The organism is Polaribacter ponticola (genome assembly GCF_026191475.2).
Taxonomy (GTDB): domain Bacteria; phylum Bacteroidota; class Bacteroidia; order Flavobacteriales; family Flavobacteriaceae; genus Polaribacter; species Polaribacter ponticola.
On the sequence record NZ_JAOSLC020000003.1, the window covers coordinates 915,669 to 935,781 of the forward strand.

4 protein-coding genes are annotated in these 20,113 nt (G+C 32.0%); all 4 read left to right on the plus strand.

Translation table 11 applies throughout. The features are described 5' to 3' along the window. Positions 1 to 50: 50 nt before the first annotated feature. Positions 51 to 1,487 (plus strand): sodium:solute symporter, encoded by a 1,437-nt coding sequence (locus N5A56_RS09160; RefSeq protein WP_265725184.1) that lies wholly within the window; start codon positions 51 to 53, stop codon positions 1,485 to 1,487. Positions 1,488 to 2,438: 951 nt separating this feature from the next. After that, complete coding sequence (locus N5A56_RS09170) at positions 2,439 to 10,142, plus strand: Ig-like domain-containing protein (RefSeq protein WP_420793204.1); 7,704 nt, start codon at positions 2,439 to 2,441, stop codon at positions 10,140 to 10,142. Between the two features lie 32 nt (positions 10,143 to 10,174). Continuing rightward, positions 10,175 to 11,698 (plus strand): T9SS type A sorting domain-containing protein, encoded by a 1,524-nt coding sequence (locus tag N5A56_RS09175; RefSeq protein WP_274270361.1) that lies wholly within the window; start codon positions 10,175 to 10,177, stop codon positions 11,696 to 11,698. A 439-nt stretch (positions 11,699 to 12,137) separates the two neighbouring features. Beyond that, the gene (locus N5A56_RS09180) at positions 12,138 to 19,991 is read left to right on the plus strand and encodes an SdrD B-like domain-containing protein (protein ID WP_265725187.1); all 7,854 of its coding nucleotides are present in this window, start codon (positions 12,138 to 12,140) and stop codon (positions 19,989 to 19,991) included. Positions 19,992 to 20,113 lie beyond the last annotated feature (122 nt).

Genomic DNA, 20,113 nt, shown 5'->3' on the forward strand with positions numbered 1-20,113 from the left:
TTAAAAAAGTATATCTTCGTTATTACCAAATCGTAATTTGTACATATTTCATGCAACCACTTCATATAATTCTATTAATAGTAGCTTATTTTTCTGTATTAATCTTAATTTCTTACATCACAGGAAAATCTGCAAATAACAAAACCTTTTTTAAAGCTGATAATTCATCGCCATGGTATTTAGTTGCTTTTGGTATGGTTGGCGCTTCGCTTTCTGGTGTTACTTTTATTTCTGTTCCTGGCTGGGTAGAATCGCAAAGTATGAGTTACATGCAAATGGTTTTAGGCTACATTGTTGGTTATGCTGTTATTGGCATGGTTTTACTTCCACTCTATTACAAGTTAAATTTAACATCAATTTACAGTTATTTACAAGATCGTTTTGGAGATTACTCATACAAAACTGGTGCAAGTTTCTTTTTACTCTCTAGAACTATTGGTGCTGCTTTTAGGTTATTTCTTGTTGCAAATGTTTTACAATTGCTATTATTTGATGAATACGGAATTCCGTTTTGGGTAACCGTTACCATTACCATTCTACTTATTTGGCTGTATACATTTAAAGGCGGAATAAAAACAATCGTTTGGACAGATACTTTGCAAACACTTTTTATGTTAACTGCAGTTGGTGTTTGTATTTATACAATTTCTGACGAGTTACAAATTAGCAACCTATTTTCTTACGTTGCAGATAGCGAACTGTCTAAAACTTTCTTTTTTGATGATGTAAAAACCGGTGATTATTTCTGGAAACGATTTTTAGCTGGCGCTTTTGTAGCTATTGTAATGACTGGCTTAGACCAAGATATGATGCAAAAAAACCTTACTTGTAGAAACTTAAAAGACGCACAGAAAAACATGTTTTGGTTTACAATAGTTTTAGTAATTGTAAATTTCTTCTTTTTAGCATTAGGAGTACTTTTAACAGACTACGCTCAAAAAAACGGTATAGATGCTCACAAAGATCAATTGTTTCCTATAATAGCCACAAAAGGCACTTTAGACCTTGCAACAGCTATTTTCTTTTTACTTGGTTTAATTGCTGCCGCATATTCTAGTGCAGATTCTGCACTTACTTCTTTAACTACTTCATTTAGTATCGATATTTTAGAGATTGACAAAAAACAAAACGAAGTAGATCAAGAAAAAACTAGAAAGAAAATTCATATTTTATTTTCATTTATATTAATAGCTACTATTTTGGTTTTTAAATACTTTATTGCAGATGAGAGTGTGATTGCAAAAATATTTACTTTTGCGAACTATACATATGGTCCTCTTTTAGGTTTATACGCTTTTGGTTTATTTACTAAATTAAAAGTAAAAGACAGAGCAGTTCCGCTTATTTGTATAACCTCTCCAGTAATAACTTTCCTAATAAACTCAATTTGTATTGCATACTTTAATTTCGAATTTGGTTTTGCTTTACTTATATTAAATGGACTACTTACTTTCTTTGGTTTATTTCTTTTTAAGCGCAAAAAATAAGAAACTCTAAACGGTCAAATTTGCACTTTATTGCATAACATTTTAAAAATCAACCTAAAACATTAAAATAAATTAGGAAATTCATTTTTTTTATAATTTTATAGTATCATTTTAACCCCCATATTATGAGTACTACAAAAAAATTGCATTGTAGTAGGTATAATCCTACTTTTTATCAAATCTGCTTACAGTTTAACTCCTTCAATTACAGACAACGATTTTAATCTTTTTAAAGATATTACTTCGATTGTAAGTGATAAAATTAAAACCAGCTCTGAAGAGAATAATTCTTTTTGGAAGAATCATGAATCAAACTGGAAAAAAACAGAAAACTTTAACTCTAGTAACTACTGGAATCAAAAAGAATCTACTTTTATAGTAGTAAACTCTACAGGAAACACTGTTACTATAAGTAATAAAAAAATCAGCTCTAAAAAAGACGATTCTTATCAAACTTCAAATGGTAAAAATTATCCTAAAAGCTATGAATCTGGAGAAATTAGATACAAGGGTTTCCGCTTTACAAATTTAAACATACCTTCTAACGCAGTAATTACAGATGTAAAACTAAATTTAACAGGATACAAATATGGTAATACAACTGTTAATGTAAAAGCAGAAAAATTAAAAGCACCAACTCAATATAGTAGCTCAAATAATTATCTATCTTCTACTACTAGAACATCTAACTCTGTTAATTGGAATATCCCAAGCTTATATAACGGAATACAACTAACATCTCCAAACTTAAAAGATATTGTACAAGAGGTTGTCGATGCTAAAGGTGGAATAACAAATTTATCTTTAATCATTTCTTCTAGTACAAAATGGGAAGGTTGGAATTACGATGATGGGAGTTCTACCTACTATCCAAAAATAAACATTACTTATTCTACTGCAAGTATAGAACTTGAAGACGATTATAAAGAAACAGAAGTAAACATACCTGTTATTGTTGATGTTTTTAATAATGACAACAACTTACCTACTAACGGAACTGTAAAAATAAGCGTAGAACCAACTAACGGAACTGTTGTTATAGTTGATACAAACCTTACTCCAAACAATCCTGGTGATGATGTTGTTACCTACGTGCCTAATTTAAACTATGTTGGTTCTGACTCCTTTAAATATAAAGTATGTAACAGCAGTACAAACGAGTGCGAAACTGCATCAGTTAACATTGTTACCAACTCAACTATAGACAATTGTGATGCACTTGCTTCTGGAAACTTAGATACAGATGGAGATGGTGTTTCTGATATTTGTGACTTAGACGATGATAATGATGGTATCTTAGACACAGACGAATGCCCTGTTGTTACTCCTTTCTTATTTAAACTAAATGACAACAACAAAACATTTAAAAGTAGTGGTAGATCTGGAGATATTGGAGATACAATGCTTTATAAAAACGTGGGTACAAGTTTTGGTGTTATCATCGATTTAAAAATTACTGTTACAGCAAATTCGGATCCACAAAACATGACCATAGATATTAGTGGTTTTAAATACGGATCAGATTTATACCCAATTTTATTAGGCGGTACAAATACTAAGGAAATCCCTTCAGCAACTGTTAAATTCGAATTTTTTAAATCAAATACAGATCAATTAGTAAATGTAGCTCCTTCATTTTTATTTAAAGATATAGATCATTTAAGTGATGGTACTGGTGAGTCTTTAGAAATAGACAACAACCTCGTTAGTAGCTATTCTTTATCTAAAAACCCATCAACGGATTTATATATTGTAGACAATATTTCTACAAATTATACAGGTGCTTCTGGTAATTTCTTAAGAGTAAATTCTAAAAAAGAAGAAAGCAGCCTTAATAGCGAAAATTTATGGCTTGGACTTCAACTATTAGAAGTTAACTCATTTAACATAAACATATTAAAAAGAACAGGAAATACAGGTTATGTTTTTGAATCTGACACTTTTTCTAACAGCACAACTACATATCAGTTAGACGCAGATTGCTCTATAGATACAGATAATGATGGTATCCCAGATTATTTAGACACAGATTCAGATAATGATGGTTGCCCAGATGCAACAGAAGCAGAAAAAAACATGCAAACAACTGCAACTCTTAGCGGTGGTAGTAAAGGTGGTAGTTCTGCTAACTTAGGAACTGTTTCTAACAAAAACGGAATTCCGATACCATTTGGAACAGCTAATGGATCTGAAATTGAAGGTCAAAAAATAACTTCTGCTACAAAAACATTCGAAAAAATAATTATCAATACAACAGAATTTACCTTAACAAAAAACAAAGAAGAAAATGCAACTTTAACCATAGACGCATCAGCCGTAAAAACAAATACCTTTACAGATGGTGTTGCTAATTATGAAGACCCTAACGGAACTGACACTTCTAACCTCTTAACTTATAAATGGTACAAAAACTCAGATCCAAGTAAAACATTATCAACAGACGCCACATATTTAGCTAAAAAAGTAAACCTTTCTAACAAAGGAGATTATACAGTAGTTATAACGGGAGCAAATTCTTCTTGTTCTGAAGAAGTTACATTTACTTTAAACGTAAACGACACACCTACAGCCTCTAACGACAATCTAACTGTTAATGAAGATTCTACAAATAACTCTTTAAATATTTTAACCAATGATTCTTTTGGTGGTGATGGAGCAAATTCTGGAACAATTTCTATAACTTCAATTACAACTTCTGAAAACGGAACAGTTTCAGTAGATAATAACGCAACACCTTCTAATCCTTTAGACGATAAAATTACATATACTCCACTTGCAGATTTTAGTGGTTCAGATTCTTTTACTTATACAATTACAGACGCAGATGGAGATACTTCTACAGCAACAGTAACTGTTAATGTAACCTCTATAAACGACGTTCCTACTTCTGTTGCAGACACAGTAACCATAAATGAAGATTCAACCAACAACTCAATTAATGTTCTAGACAATGATTCTTTTGGTGGAGACGGAGCTAACTCTGGCGCTATTTCTATCGCTTCTACTACTTCTAACCAAGGAGGAACTGTATCTGTAGACAATAACGCTACACCTACAAATCCGTTAGACGATAAAATTATTTATACTCCTTTAACCAACTTTAATGGCGCAGATACTTTTTCTTATAACATTACAGATGCTGATGGAGATATTTCTTCTGCTGAAGTTACAATTACAGTAACTTCTATTAACGATTTACCAACAGCAACTGCAGACACAATTACTGTTAATGAAGACAGTGCTACAAATTACATTAATGTTTTAAATAATGATGACTTTGGTGGTGACGGAGCTAATTCTGGTGCTATTTCATTAGTTGCTGCAACATCTAATAATGGTGGTACTTTAACTATAAATAACAATAACACGCCTAACAACCCTAATGATGATGGAGTTTTATACACACCTGTAGCAAATTTTAATGGAACAGATACTTTTAGTTATTCTATTACTGATGCTAACGGAGATGTTTCTACAGCACAAGTTACAGTTACAGTTACTTCTGTAAACGACAAACCTAATGCAACTGAAGATGTTGTTTCTGTTGATGAAGATTCTACAAATAACTCTTTTAATGTATTAGCTAATGATTCTTTTGGTGGCGATGGAGCTAATAATAGTGCTATAACTATTAATTCTGCAACCTCTAATCAAGGAGGAACTGTAGCTGTAGACAACAACGAAACACCAAACGATCCTACTGATGACAAAATTACTTATTCTCCTTTAGCAAACTTTAACGGAACAGATGTTATTAAATACACAATAACAGATGCAAACGGAGATACATCAACAGTAAAAATTAAAATTACTGTTAATTCAATTAATGATACACCTTCTGCAATAGCAGACACCATTACTGTTAATGAAGATTCTACAAATAACACTATTAGCGTTTTAAGTAACGATTCTTTTGGTGGCGATGGCGCAAACACTGGAACAATAACTTTATCTGATGAAGTTTCTACAAACGGAGGAACAATTTCAGTAAATAATAACGGAACTTCGAGTGATCCTACGGATGATTCAATAACTTATACGCCAGCTAAAGATTTTAATGGAGCCGACACATTTAATTATACCATTACAGATAAAAATGGAGATATTTCTACAGCACAAGTAACAGTTACGGTAACTTCTGTAAACGACACTCCTGCATCTGTTGCAGATACTAAATCTGTTGATGAAGATTCCACAAACAACTCTTTTGATGTATTAGCTAATGATTCTTTTGGTGGCGACGGAGCTAATTCTGGAGCTATTACTATTGCTTCTTCAACATCTGCAGAAAACGGAACAGTTACTGTTGATAACAACTCAACTCCTTCAAATCCGTTAGACGACAAAATTACATATACTCCATTTGCTAATTTTAACGGTTCTGATTCTTTTACATACACAATTACAGATGCAGATGGCGATACTTCTACCGCAACTGTTACAGTTAATGTAAGTTCTACAAACGACACACCTAGCTCAGCAGCAGATACAGCAACTGTAAATGAAGACTCAACTAATAACTCAATTGATGTTTTAAATAATGATAATTTTGGTGGTGACGGAGCTAATTCTGGTGCTATTTCAATTACTTCTACAACAACAAGTAAAGGTGGAACTATTGAGGTAGATAAAAATGCTACTCCAACAAATCCATTAGATGATAAAATTATTTATACCCCTTTAGCAAATTTTAACGGTACAGATACTTTTAGCTATTCTATTACAGATGCTAACGGAGATATTTCTACCTCTGAAGTAACAGTAACAGTAACTTCTATTAACGATTTACCTACTGCAACCGCAGACACAATTACGGTTAATGAAGATACTACTTCAAATTACATTAATGTTTTAATTAATGATGATTTTAGTGGTGATGGAACTAACACCGGAGCAATATCATTGGTTACCACTACTTCTAATAATGCCGGTACTTTAACTATAAATAACAACAATACTCCTAACAACCCAAGTGATGATGGTGTTTTATATACACCAGCAGCTAACTTTAATGGAACTGATACTTTTAGTTACTCTATTACAGATGCAAACGGAGATATTTCTACAGCACAGGTTACAGTTACAGTTACACCTGTAAACGATTTACCAAGCGCAACAAAAGATACCTATACTGTTAATGAAGATTCTTCAAACAATAATTTCAGCATTTTAGATAATGATGATTTTGGTGGAGACGGACCTAATAACGGGTCAATTTCTGTTACTTCTACAACTTCTACTCAAGGCGGTACGGTTTTAATAAATGACAACGATACTTCTCAAGATCCAACGGATGATACCATAATTTATACTCCTATAGCTAATTTTAACGGAACTGATGTTATTGAATACTCAATAACAGATGCAAATGGAGATATTTCTACAGCAGAAATAACAATTACAGTAAACTCTGTAAACGATATGCCAAATGCAGTTTTAGATACAATTACTGTTAACGAAGACACTACAAATAACACAGTTTATGTTTTAAGTAACGATTCTTTTGGTGGCGACGGAGCCAACACCGGTACAATTACTTTATCTAATGAAACTTCTACTAAAAAAGGAATCATCACCATAAATAATAACGGAACTCCGAACGACCCAACAGATGACTCTATAACTTATATTCCTGCAAAAGATTTTAATGGTACAGATACTTTTAGCTATACAATTACAGATAAAAACGGAGATACATCTTCTGCAGAAGTTACAGTTACCGTAAACTCAGTAGACGATTTACCACTAGCATCAAATGACACTACTTCAGTTAACGAAGACTCAGCAAACAATACAATAAATGTAATTAATAATGATTCTTTTGGTGGTGATGGACCAAACACTGGAACAATAGCTATTATCTCTACAACTTCTGCAGAAAACGGAACAGTTGCTGTTGATGATAATGCGACTCCAACAAACCCATTAGATGATAAAATTACTTATACTCCATTTGAAAACTTTTTTGGAGTAGATACATTTACATACACAATTACAGATGCAGATGGAGATTCTTCTAATGCAACAGTTACTGTTAATGTAAACTCTGTAAATGACACGCCAACTTCTGTTGCTGATACCGCAACGGTAGACGAAGACACAACAAACAATACTATTAACGTAACTAGCAATGATAATTTTGGAGGTGATGGACCTAATTCTGGTACTATCTCAATTATTTTCGATACTACAAGTAAAGGCGGAACAATAGCAGTAGACAACAACGAGACACCTACTAATCCACAAGATGACAAGATTATTTATATACCTTTAGCTAATTTTAATGGTACAGATACTTTTAGTTATACTATTACAGATGCAAATGGAGATATTTCTTCTTCTCAAGTAACAGTAACCGTAACTTCTATTAACGATGTACCAACAGCTACTGCTGATACAGTTACAGTTGACGAAGACAGTACTACAAATTATATTAATGTTTTAGAAAATGATAATTTTGGTGGTGATGGAGCTAATTCTGGTACAATCTCATTAGTTACTACAGTTTCTAACAACAACGGTTCCTTAACTATAAACAATAACAATACTCCAAACAATCCTAGTGATGACGGTATTTTATATACACCAGCAACTAATTTTAATGGTTCTGATACTTTCAGTTACTCTATAACAGATGCTAATGGAGATGTTTCTACTGCAGAAGTTACTGTTACAGTTACATCTATAAACGATTTACCAAAAACCACTTATGATACTGTTACTATAAACGAAGATTCTACAAGTAATTCTTTTGATGTTTTAGTTAATGATTCTTTTGGTGGTGATGGACCAAATAATGGAAGTATAGTAATTGCCTCTAGCACAACAAATCAAGGAGGATCTGTTACAATTGATAATAATGGAACTGAAAATAACCCAACAGACGACAAAATAATTTACACACCAATAGCCGGAAGCACAGGTTCTGATTCTTTTGAATACACAATTACTGATGCAAACGGAGATACTTCATCAGCAACTGTAAATATTACAATAAATGCTTCTGGAGTAAAATACAATCCAACTGCAGCTGCAGATTGTTTTAATATTTTTGTACAAAATAACCTAACAGTTGCAAACGGAGATACTGCTGGAAGTATAGCAGCTGGTGGAAACTTAACTTATAACGAAAACTACTCAATCACTTCAGAAGATTGTGGTTGTTTTTCTGTGAACGATGTTAATATTGGTATGTTAATTGGTGGTAAAGTATCTTACCCAGAAACTGGAATCTTTACAATTACTAATGAAAATCAGTATATAAAAATTGGAGAAGAAAATAACACAACTGCTTGGTATCAAAACCCAGACAATACGTATTCTCCAATAAGAATTACACCACAAGATAACTACGAAGCTAACGCATACATTCAATTAGCAAGTAATTCTACATCTTTAGATGTTTCTAACAGTAAAAATCCTGTTTTTGAAAACAATATTATAGATTTTGATATGGCATTTCAACAATTACAAACGAATGCAATTAGCATGTCTAAAGAAACAAACAATGCTTCTGTTTTAAACACAGATTACGAAGCTATTTCTAACAATAACCTTCCTTCCGAAATTGTTATTGGTTTAAATAACGGAATTAACTACCTAAACATTACTGCAGAAGACTTAAATAACGTTACAAGTGTAGAATTTTATGATCAACCAAATTCTTCTAGAGTATTAATTATTAATGTAAATACTACAGAATCTTTTGATTGGAATGTTTGGGAGCAAAAAAACCTTGATGAAGAAAGTAATGCATACATCCTTTACAACTTCTATAATTCATCAACCTTAAATATTTTAAATAGCAATACTATTCAAGGTACAATTCTTGCACCATTTGCAGATATTAACAAAACAGTAAACAAAGCTAATATAGCAGGTCAAATAATTGGTAAATCATTAAATATTGACGGTGGAGAAGTTAATTGTGATGTTTTTGACGCACAAGTTTATAGTCCAAAAGACGCTAACACATCTCCAATTGCAGAATTTACATCAGATAAAGAAAATGATTGTTTAGTAGATAATAAATTTACATTTACTAATAATTCTAACACAGGCACAAATTCACAACCAACAGAACCAATATCTTATTCTTGGGATTTTGGAGATGGCTCTAGCAGCATATTTATGAATCCTTCAAAAACATATTCAAAGGCTGGTGTTTACGATGTAAAGTTAACTGCAACCAACAAGTACGGATCTACAGATAAGACAATTCAAATTGAAATAACTACTACAGCAGATATCGATGTTACAGAAAGTAATAGCACCGTAGATGAAGATGCAGGATCAGTTACAAAAGAATTCACTTTAAACAACGACACAGATTACACTAGTTATTCTTGGTCATTATCTAATGTTGGCGAAAACTTACATCTAAATGAAAAAGTAGTTTCATTTGAATTTACTGAAGAAGGTGAATATGATTTAACAGTAACAGTAATTAATAACAACTGTAGCAACACAAAAATAATTCCAATTACAATTACATCAGATGAAGTTAGCACAGGAAACGATGGTGGCTTAGAAAGTGAAAGTTTAGGAGACGCTATTTCAATTAGATATTTTAAAAGAAAAGTTAAAAGTGTACCTACTATTTTTAAGAAAACTAGAGACATTATATATAACAAGAAAAATCTTCAGAAAAATTAGTTAGAAAATCTAGCGATTTAGAAATGTTAGACATGTTCCCAGATCAATTAATTGTTGGTGATATTGCCCATGTAACTTCACCTACAGATATATTAGATTTTACAGTTGCAGATGAAGTTTTAAGTGTAGATTTTTCTATTGATGATAAAACAATAGGAGTTGTTTTAGGTGTAAAAACATTAGATCAAATTTACAACCACACCAAAGCAACTTGTGATCGTTTAAGAGGTGCAGAAATTTTAAATGTAAAAACTGTAGAAATTGATGGATACAACTTCTTAAAACAAGCCATTAAACAAAGAAGTGGTGTAATTGAACACGCAATTTCTTTTGCAGTTGGTAAAAACACAAGTGATGAGTTTTACTCTCTACAAACCAATTGGTATGTTTTCGATTATTCTGCTTCTAATGCCGTTTATAATTTTCAAGTTTGGGCTTCAGAACCAGAGAATACAGAAAAAATGGTAAAAGATATTCTTGCAAATCTAAACAACTACAAACCTTTAGATCAAACAGAAAAACAAAAATTACCAAAAACTTTTGCTACAAAAGTTTCTAGAGTTTCAGACAATTTAGTTGTTAATTTAAAAAGTGTTGAAAAAGCTCAGAATTTAGAAATTTCAATTGATGAAAAATTAAATGAAACTACTACAGAACTTAATTCTAGATACACACCAGTAAATACAGAACTAGAGCAAACACTTACATTAGATATTAATGATGGTTATGAGTATGATGGTGATGTTAAGTTTGATGGTGAAATTCAAGATGCATTTTACCATGCTGATGGAAATTGGGGATTAGATTATGATAAAAAGTATACCACAGTTAGTGAATATGAGGTAACTAATAATTTTGAGAGAGATTATAATGAAGGCGAATTACCAATTAACAGAAATATTCAAGTAAAAGCATATAGTGAATATGATTATTTATCGGTATACAAATCTTTACTTCCAGGTACAATTCCTGCAGACTACACTAATTATAAATATTTATCTTTTAAAGCAAAAGGAAATGGTATTACGCAATTAGTTTTAGTTAAATCATCTGTAGAAAACTGGGGAGAACAATATAGAACAACGGTTACATTAACAGAAGAAGAACAAACATTCTTTATTCCTTTTGATTCTTTTACATCAACTACTAATACAAATAACATTAATGCAGATGATTTAACTACTATTTCATTTACGTATATAGCAGTTGATGCTGGAACTAATGATTTAGATATGAAGATTAGCGATGTTAAATTCACTAAAGAAAATACAGCTCTTAATGTAGATGAATTTATTAAACCAATGAAAAATGAATTCTTAGCTTACCCTAACCCAACAGAAGGGAAAGTAAAATGCATTATTCAAAGTGACATATCTACTAGCGCTACAGCCACACTTTACGATATAACTGGTAAAACCATTTACAACGGGCCTATTAGTTTAACGGAAGGTAAAAATGAAATAGCCTTCAATTTTAAAGCAAAGGCAGGAATAATGTTTTTGAAAATAATGAGTTCTAAAGTTAATTATGGTACAACAAAAATTGTATTCAAGTAATAAATTATTATTCATCAATAAAAAGAAGCAAAAAAGATATTTTTGCTTCTTTTTTTATGCTTGTAAATTAAATATGTGACTTATTAAAATAATATGTGTCTTATATATAGTAGTAAAAATTATCTTTGAATTCTTTTTATAAAAAACATAAAAACGTTTAAATAATAATTATTACATTTGCTGCCCCCTTTAAAATTACAAAATACAGGCAATTTCTTGCCTTTAGAAATCCCCTCAATTATATAAAAAAAGTATTCATAGGTTCATTTAATAAATGATCCTAAAACAAAATGAATGAAGTAATTAAGAGAAAAAGTGAATTTATATATCTTAACTTTTAATGCATTCGTCGAGTTTAAAAAGTTGTTAGTCGAAGTTTAAATAATAAAACGAAGGAAAAAAATTAATTTTACCGAATATATCAAAACAATCTCCAAGAATGATAAATTTTACTAAAAACAATAAATATAACAATATAAGAACATTGTTATTTGCTTTACTTACCTTAATTGTAAGCATAGATTCTTTTTCACAGAATGATAAATTCAAAAATAAAGCAGAAATTATAGCAGCTAAGAATTCTATAATTGTTTCTAAATCTGAAACTAAAATAGAATTTGATTACAATTCAACATTTAATCAATTTTCTACATCGAGTAGATCTACTGTGTGTGAACCAGCTACTTCATCTATTATTATAGATGAATATACTAGTTTTGGTATTGCTAGAGCTACAGTAAACAATGGAGGAATACCAACTTTTTGTTTAGATCTAAATGCTAGTTCTCCAAGAATTGGAGACATTTATAATACTACTTTAAACCCGAGCACAGATTTAGGGTATAGTAATTCTAACTTAAATTCAGCTACTATAAGGTTAAAAATTCAAAAAACACTTTCTATTTTAACACATCCAATTTATGGTCCTGCTAGTTTACCTAGTGCTCTTAATGCAAATGTTTATGATAATAGTAATATTTATGAAATAGTTCAAGATGTAATTTGGAAATGGTCAAATAATGAAAATTTATTTGGTTATAAGTGGATTGCTGCAAACGGAAATGAATATGATGAACATGACCTAAAAAATTGGGTAAATGGTACTCTACCTAATGGAACACAATTAGATGCTGCAAATGTACATTGGTTAGTACCAAATAATACAAATAGGCAACCTGAGGTTACAATAAATACAAATACTGTTTTAGATTGTTGTCCTACACCACCAACTGTTACTACAAGTACAGTAGCTGCAACATCTGGTAATAATGGTCAAATAAAAATAAATTCAACTTCAGGTGCTCAATACTATGGTATTAGCTCGCTTAACGCTGGTAGTTATAATGGTCCTACAACAATAGCAACAGCTACAAAAATACCAAATTCTCTACCAACTACTATTCTTTCTAATGCTCCTGCAGGTGGAGGCACATACATTGTTAGAGTATTTACTTATATAGATGGTTGTTATACAGATTATACAATTACTACACCTGGAGGTATTGATCCTTGTGATGCAACTGCTTCTGGCAACTTAGATACAGATGGAGATAATGTTTCTGATATTTGTGATTTAGATGATGATAATGATGGTATTTTAGATACAGACGAATGTAATGACCCTAGTTTAAACGGAACACTTTCATTTGATGATGCAGGAGTTACTGGAACTGGATTCAATACAGATTACTTAAATATTGATGGCACAACAATGGATATCAATATTTCTTATACAAATACAAGTTATATTACTTCTCAATATGAAAGCTCTACTAGACCTAATAATGGTGATACAGGATTTTTTGCTATAGCAGGTAATAGTATAAATTCTGGAAATTCTAATATTAAAATTAACATTGAATATAATGAAGCTGTAGATGCAGGAAATATGATGATCTATCATATTAATGATTTAAACGGTGGTGGAGATAAAGTTACTATCAAAGGTTTTTTAGATGATGGTACAATAATTACTAATCCTATTCTTAATCAAGAAGGTGGTACACCTGGAAGTGTTTTCACTATTAATAATAATGTAGTTACAGCTAATAGTTCAAATTCTTTAGTTGAAGGACCTGCTGCTAATTTATTTGTAGAATTTAATAGTACAAATATTCCTTCTGGAAAAAAACTTAAAAAAATACAAATTGTTTGGAAAGATAGAGCTAATAACTCTGGAGGTCATGGTCTAGGAATTGGAGAAATTTATTTTTCAAAAATAGGTGATTGTGATACTGATAAAGATGGTATTCCAAATGATAAAGATACAGATTCAGATAATGATGGTTGTCCAGATGCTACAGAAGCTGCAAACAATTTAGATACAACTGCTATTTTAGCAGGTGGTTCTGTTGGAGGTAGTTCTGCAAATTTAGGAACTACTGTAAATGCAAAAGGAATTCCAACTTCAGCTGTAACTTCTGCAACTACTGGTCAAGACACAAATTCTAAAGTAGTAACTGCTGAGCAAATCACAATCAATACTGCTCCAAGTAATCAGTCTCTAACTGCTGGTAACAATGCTAGTTTTTCTATAAATGCAACAGCAAAAACTACAACGACTTTTAATGCTGGTACACCAGATTATAATTCAGGAACGAATTCTACAAATTCTTTAACTTATCAATGGTTTAAAAATTCAGCTCCTAATACTATTTTATCTACCTCAAGTACATTAAACATTAACAATGTAACTCAAGCAAATGCAGGAGATTACACAGTTGTTGTTAAAGGGTCACAAACAATGTGTCCTGAATTAAGATATTTTACATTAACTACATGTATTGTTGCTGATAATACTACAACTACTGCTTCAATCTCTGAAGATAGTACTAAAACATTATCTGGTTCGCCTGCTGGTGGTACTTGGTCAATCGTTTCTGGTGGAGGTTCTATTAATGGAAATATCTACACACCTGCTAATATTACCGACAACACAACAGTACAAATAAAATATACTATTGCATCCAATGGTAGTTGTTCTGAAACTAATGATATTGCTACTTTTACTGTAGAAGCTTTTCCTAAGGTAACTGTTTCGAAAATAGATGTTACTTGTAATGGTTTAGATGATGGAAGTATTACTTTTACTTTTCTTGACAATTCTGCAAGAACTCACATAATGTTTAGTTTAGATGGAGGTTCGACATACGAAACTAGTGTTGCTGACAATTCTGGAAGTGTAACTTATTCTAATTTAAGTCCAGGAATTTATAATGTTTGGACAAAATGGGGTGATGGTGATTTTCCACAAGATTTAGGAAATATAACAATTACAGAACCTACTGCAATTACTCCTATCGTAACAGATGTTACAATTTGTTCGGATGAAACATATGAGTGGGCTGCTAATAATGTTACTTATAACGGAACTGCTGGAACTCAAACTGTGTTTATATCTGGTGCTAATTGTGCTGCTGATCAAACACTAAACATTACTGTAACTCCAGAACCAACTCCGGTTGTAACTAATGTGACTATTTGTGCTGATGAAACGTATGAATGGACTGTAAATAATGTTACTTATAATGGTTCAGCTGGAACGCAAACTGTATTTATCGAAGGTGTTAATTGTGCTGCTGATCAAACTCTAAACATTACTGTAACTCCAGAACCAACTCCGGTTGTAACGGATGTGACTATTTGTTCAGATGAAACATATGAATGGACTGTAAACAATGTTACTTATAACGGAACTGCAGGAACGCAAACTGTATTTATCGAAGGTGCTAATTGTGCTGCTGATCAAACACTAAACATTACTGTTACTCCAGAACCAACTCCAATTGTGACTGATGTTACAATATGTGCTGATGAAACGTATGAATGGACTGTAAATAATGTTACTTATAACGGAACTGCAGGAACTCAAACTGTATTTATCGAAGGTGCTAATTGTGCTGCTGATCAAACACTAAACATTACTGTTACTCCAGAACCAACTCCGGTTGTAACGGATGTGACTATTTGTTCAGATGAAACATATGAATGGACTGTAAACAATGTTACTTATAACGGAACTGCAGGAACTCAAACTGTATTTATCGAAGGTGCTAATTGTGCTGCTGATCAAACACTAAACATTACTGTTACTCCAGAACCAACTCCAATTGTGACTGATGTTACAATATGTGCTGATGAAACGTATGAGTGGGCTTTCAATAGTGTTACTTATAATGGTTCAGCTGGAACGCAAACTGTATTTATCGAAGGTGTTAATTGTGCTGCTGATCAAACTCTAAACATTACTGTTACTCCAGAACCAACTCCGGTTGTAACGGATGTGACTATTTGTGCTGATGAAACATATGAATGGACTGTAAACAATGTTACTTATAACGGAACTGCAGGAACTCAAACTGTATTTATCGAAGGTGCTAATTGTGCTGCTGATCAAACACTAAACATTACTGTAACTTCAGAACCAACTCCGGTTGTAACGGATGTGACTATTTGTTCAGATGAAACATATGAATGGACTGTAAACAATGTTACTTATAACGGAACTGCAGGAACTCAAACTGTATTTATCGAAGGTGCTAATTGTGCTGCTGATCAAACACTAAACATTACTGTAACTTCAGAACCAACTCCGGTTGTAACGGATGTGACTATTTGTTCAGATGAAACATATGAATGGACTGTAAACAATGTTACTTATAACGGAACTGCAGGAACTCAAACTGTATTTATCGAAGGTGCTAATTGTGCTGCTGATCAAACACTAAACATTACTGTTACTCCAGAACCAACTCCAATTGTGACTGATGTTACAATATGTGCTGATGAAACGTATGAATGGGCTTTCAATAGTGTTACTTATAATGGTTCAGCTGGAACGCAAACTGTATTTATCGAAGGTGCTAATTGTGCTGCTGATCAAACTCTAAACATTACTGTTACTCCAGAACCAACTCCGGTTGTAACGGATGTGACTATTTGTGCTGATGAAACGTATGAATGGACTGTAAATAATGTTACTTATAATGGTAGCGCTGGCTCTCAAACTGTATTTATCGAAGGTGCTAATTGTGCTGCTGATCAAACACTAAACATTACTGTTACTCCAGAACCAACTCCAATTGTGACTGATGTTACAATATGTGCTGATGAAACATATGAGTGGGCTTTCAATAGTGTAACTTATAATGGTTCTGCTGGAACACAAACTGTATTTGTTGAAGGAGCAAATTGTGCTGCTGATCAAACTCTTAATATTACTGTTACTCCAGAACCAACTCCAGTTGTGACTGATGTGACTATTTGTGCTGATGAAACATATGAGTGGGCTTTCAATAGTGTAACTTATAATGGTTCTGCTGGAACTCAAACTGTATTTGTTGAAGGAGCAAATTGTGCTGCTGATCAAACACTAAACATTACTGTAACTCCAGAACCAACTCCAGTTGTGACTAATGTGACTATTTGTGCTGATGAAACGTATGAGTGGGCTTTCAATAGTGTAACTTATAATGGTTCAGCAGGAACACAAACTGTATTTGTGGAAGGTGCTAATTGTGCTGCTGATCAAACATTAAATATTACTGTTACTAGTGAACCAACTCCAGTTGTGACTGATGTGACTATTTGTGCTGATGAAACGTATGAGTGGGCTTTCAATAGTGTAACTTATAATGGTTCAGCAGGAACACAAACTGTATTTGTGGAAGGTGCTAATTGTGCTGCTGATCAAACATTAAATATTACTGTTACTAGTGAACCAACTCCAGTTGTGACTGATGTGACTATTTGTGCTGATGAAACATATGAGTGGGCTTTCAATAGTGTAACTTATAATGGTTCAGCTGGAACTCAAACTGTATTTGTGGAAGGTGCTAATTGTGCTGCTGATCAAACATTAAATATTACTGTTACTCCAGAACCAACTCCAGTTGTAACTGATGTGACTATTTGTGCTGATGAAACATATGAATGGAGTGTAAACAGTGTAACCTATAATGGTGCTGCAGGTGATCAATCTATAACTATAGAAGGAGCTAATTGTGCTGCTGATCAAACTTTAAATATTACTGTTACTCCAGAACCAACTCCAGTTGTGACTAATGTGACTATTTTCTCTAATGAAACTTATGAATGGGCTTTCAATAGTGTAACTTATAATGGTGCTGCTGGAACACAAACTGTATTTGTAGAAGGAGTTAATTGTACTGCTGATCAAACACTAAATATTACTGTTACTCCAGTTCCTGTATTTGGTTCAATAGGAGACACAGTTTGGTATGACACAGATGGTGATGGAATTTTAGATTCAGGAGAAAATGGATTAGAAGGAGCAACTGTAACTTTAGACCCAGGAACACCTGGTAATCCAAGTGATGATATTACAACTACAACTGATGCTAATGGAAATTATTTATTTGATAATTTATCTGCAGGAGATTACAAAGTTACTGTAGATATTAGTACTGTAACTGGTGGAATACCAGCTGGTAAAACTGTAGCTGATTTAGTTCAAACTTTCGATAATGATGGTTTAGGATCTCCTAGTAAAAGTTATGTTCAACTAGCTCAAGGTGAAGATAACTTAGATCAAGACTTTGCTTTTGTTGCTCCTTCTGGTAATACTACTGGTGGTAATGGTGGTGGTGTTGAGAGTGAATCTCTTGGGGATGCTATTTCTAAAATTTATGTAAAACGTAAAAAAGAAAATGTACCAACTATTTTTGTGAAATCTCAAAAGAACATTTATAACAAAACAAAGTTAAAAAACGCTCAACCATATCAAGGTAAAGGTCAAACATTATTAGACATGTTCCCTACTGAATTAGTAGCTGGAAATGTTGCTAACGTTACCTCTCCTACTGATATTCTTGATTATACTGTTGCTGATGAAGTATTAGCTGTAGATTTCTCTATCAATGGTAAAACCAAAGGAGTCGTTTTAGGTATTAAAACTTCTGATAAAGTTTATAATCATACTAAAGCTTCTTGTGATCGTTTAAGAGGTGCTGAAATTCTAAACATTCAAAGAATTGAAATTGAAGGATACAACTTCTTAATGCAAGGTATTAAACAAAGAAGTGGTGAAGTTGAGTATGCTGTTTCATTTGCTGCTTCTAAAAATAATAATGACAATTATTATAACATTCAAACTAATTGGTATGTTAATCATTATACTCAATTTAATGATATGTATAACTTCCAAGTTTGGTCTACTAGACCAGATGATACTAAGAAGTTGGTTGCAGATGTTTTAAATAATTTAAAAACTTTTATTTCTGTAAAACAAATTGAAAAACAAAAATTCCCAGAAACGTATGCTTCTAAAATTTACAGAGAAAAAGGTGAGTTAGTTGTAGAATTAAGAAGTACAAAAGAAGGTAATACCGCTGAGGTTTCTATGGTTGAACTATATTCTGAAACTGCTAATAACATTAAACACAGAAACAATACATTAACTACTGAAATTCAACAAGCTTTAAGATTAGATATTGCCGATGGATATGAATATGATAGTCTTATTAAAGTAGATGGAGATGTTGAAGATGCTTTTTATCATGCTGATGGTAACTGGGGATTAGACTATGACTCTCAATACACTGAAATTAAAAATTACTTTGTATGGAATGACTTTGATAGAGAATACCAAGATGATGAGTACACTATTAATAGAAATGTAGAAATTAAAGCAACTAGTGATTATGATTACTTAACAATATACAAATCTTTATTACCAGGTACTATATCTGCTGATTATTCTGAATATAAATATGTAGCTTTTACTGCTAAAGGTTCTGGTTTAATGGAATTAGGGTTAATTAAATCTTCTGTAGAAAACTGGAAAGAGCAATACAGAGTTATGGTAGACTTATCGGAAGAAGAACAAACTTATTATGTTCCATTTGATATTTTTGCTTCAACTGGATCTTTAAATAAAATTGTAGCGGATGATTTAACAACATTAACTTTTACTTTCTTACCTGTACAAGCAAATACTAAAAACTTAGATTTAACTATTTCTAATGTAAAATTTGCTAAATCTGCACCAGAAGATAAAACAGTTGGTGTAATTGAAGAGTTTGAAAACAACTTTATGGCATATCCAAATCCTTCTAAAGGGGATGTAAATGTGTTATTGTTTAGTAAAGTAGATACAAAAGCAACCGTTTCTCTATATGATGTAACAGGTAAAGAAATTTACACAGCTCCTAAGAACTTAACTGCAGGTAAAAATGAAATTAAATTTAACGTAAAAGTGAAGCCTGGTATTATGTTCTTAAAAGTAAATAGTAAAGAAATTAATTATGGTACTTCTAAAGTTATATTTAGATAAATCAAAATAAAATTGACAATATTAAAAGAGGAACTTTAAAAAAGTTCCTCTTTTTTGTTGTCAATAAATTTAAAAATAAATCAATACAAATCAACACTTTAAAATAAAATAAATATAAAATT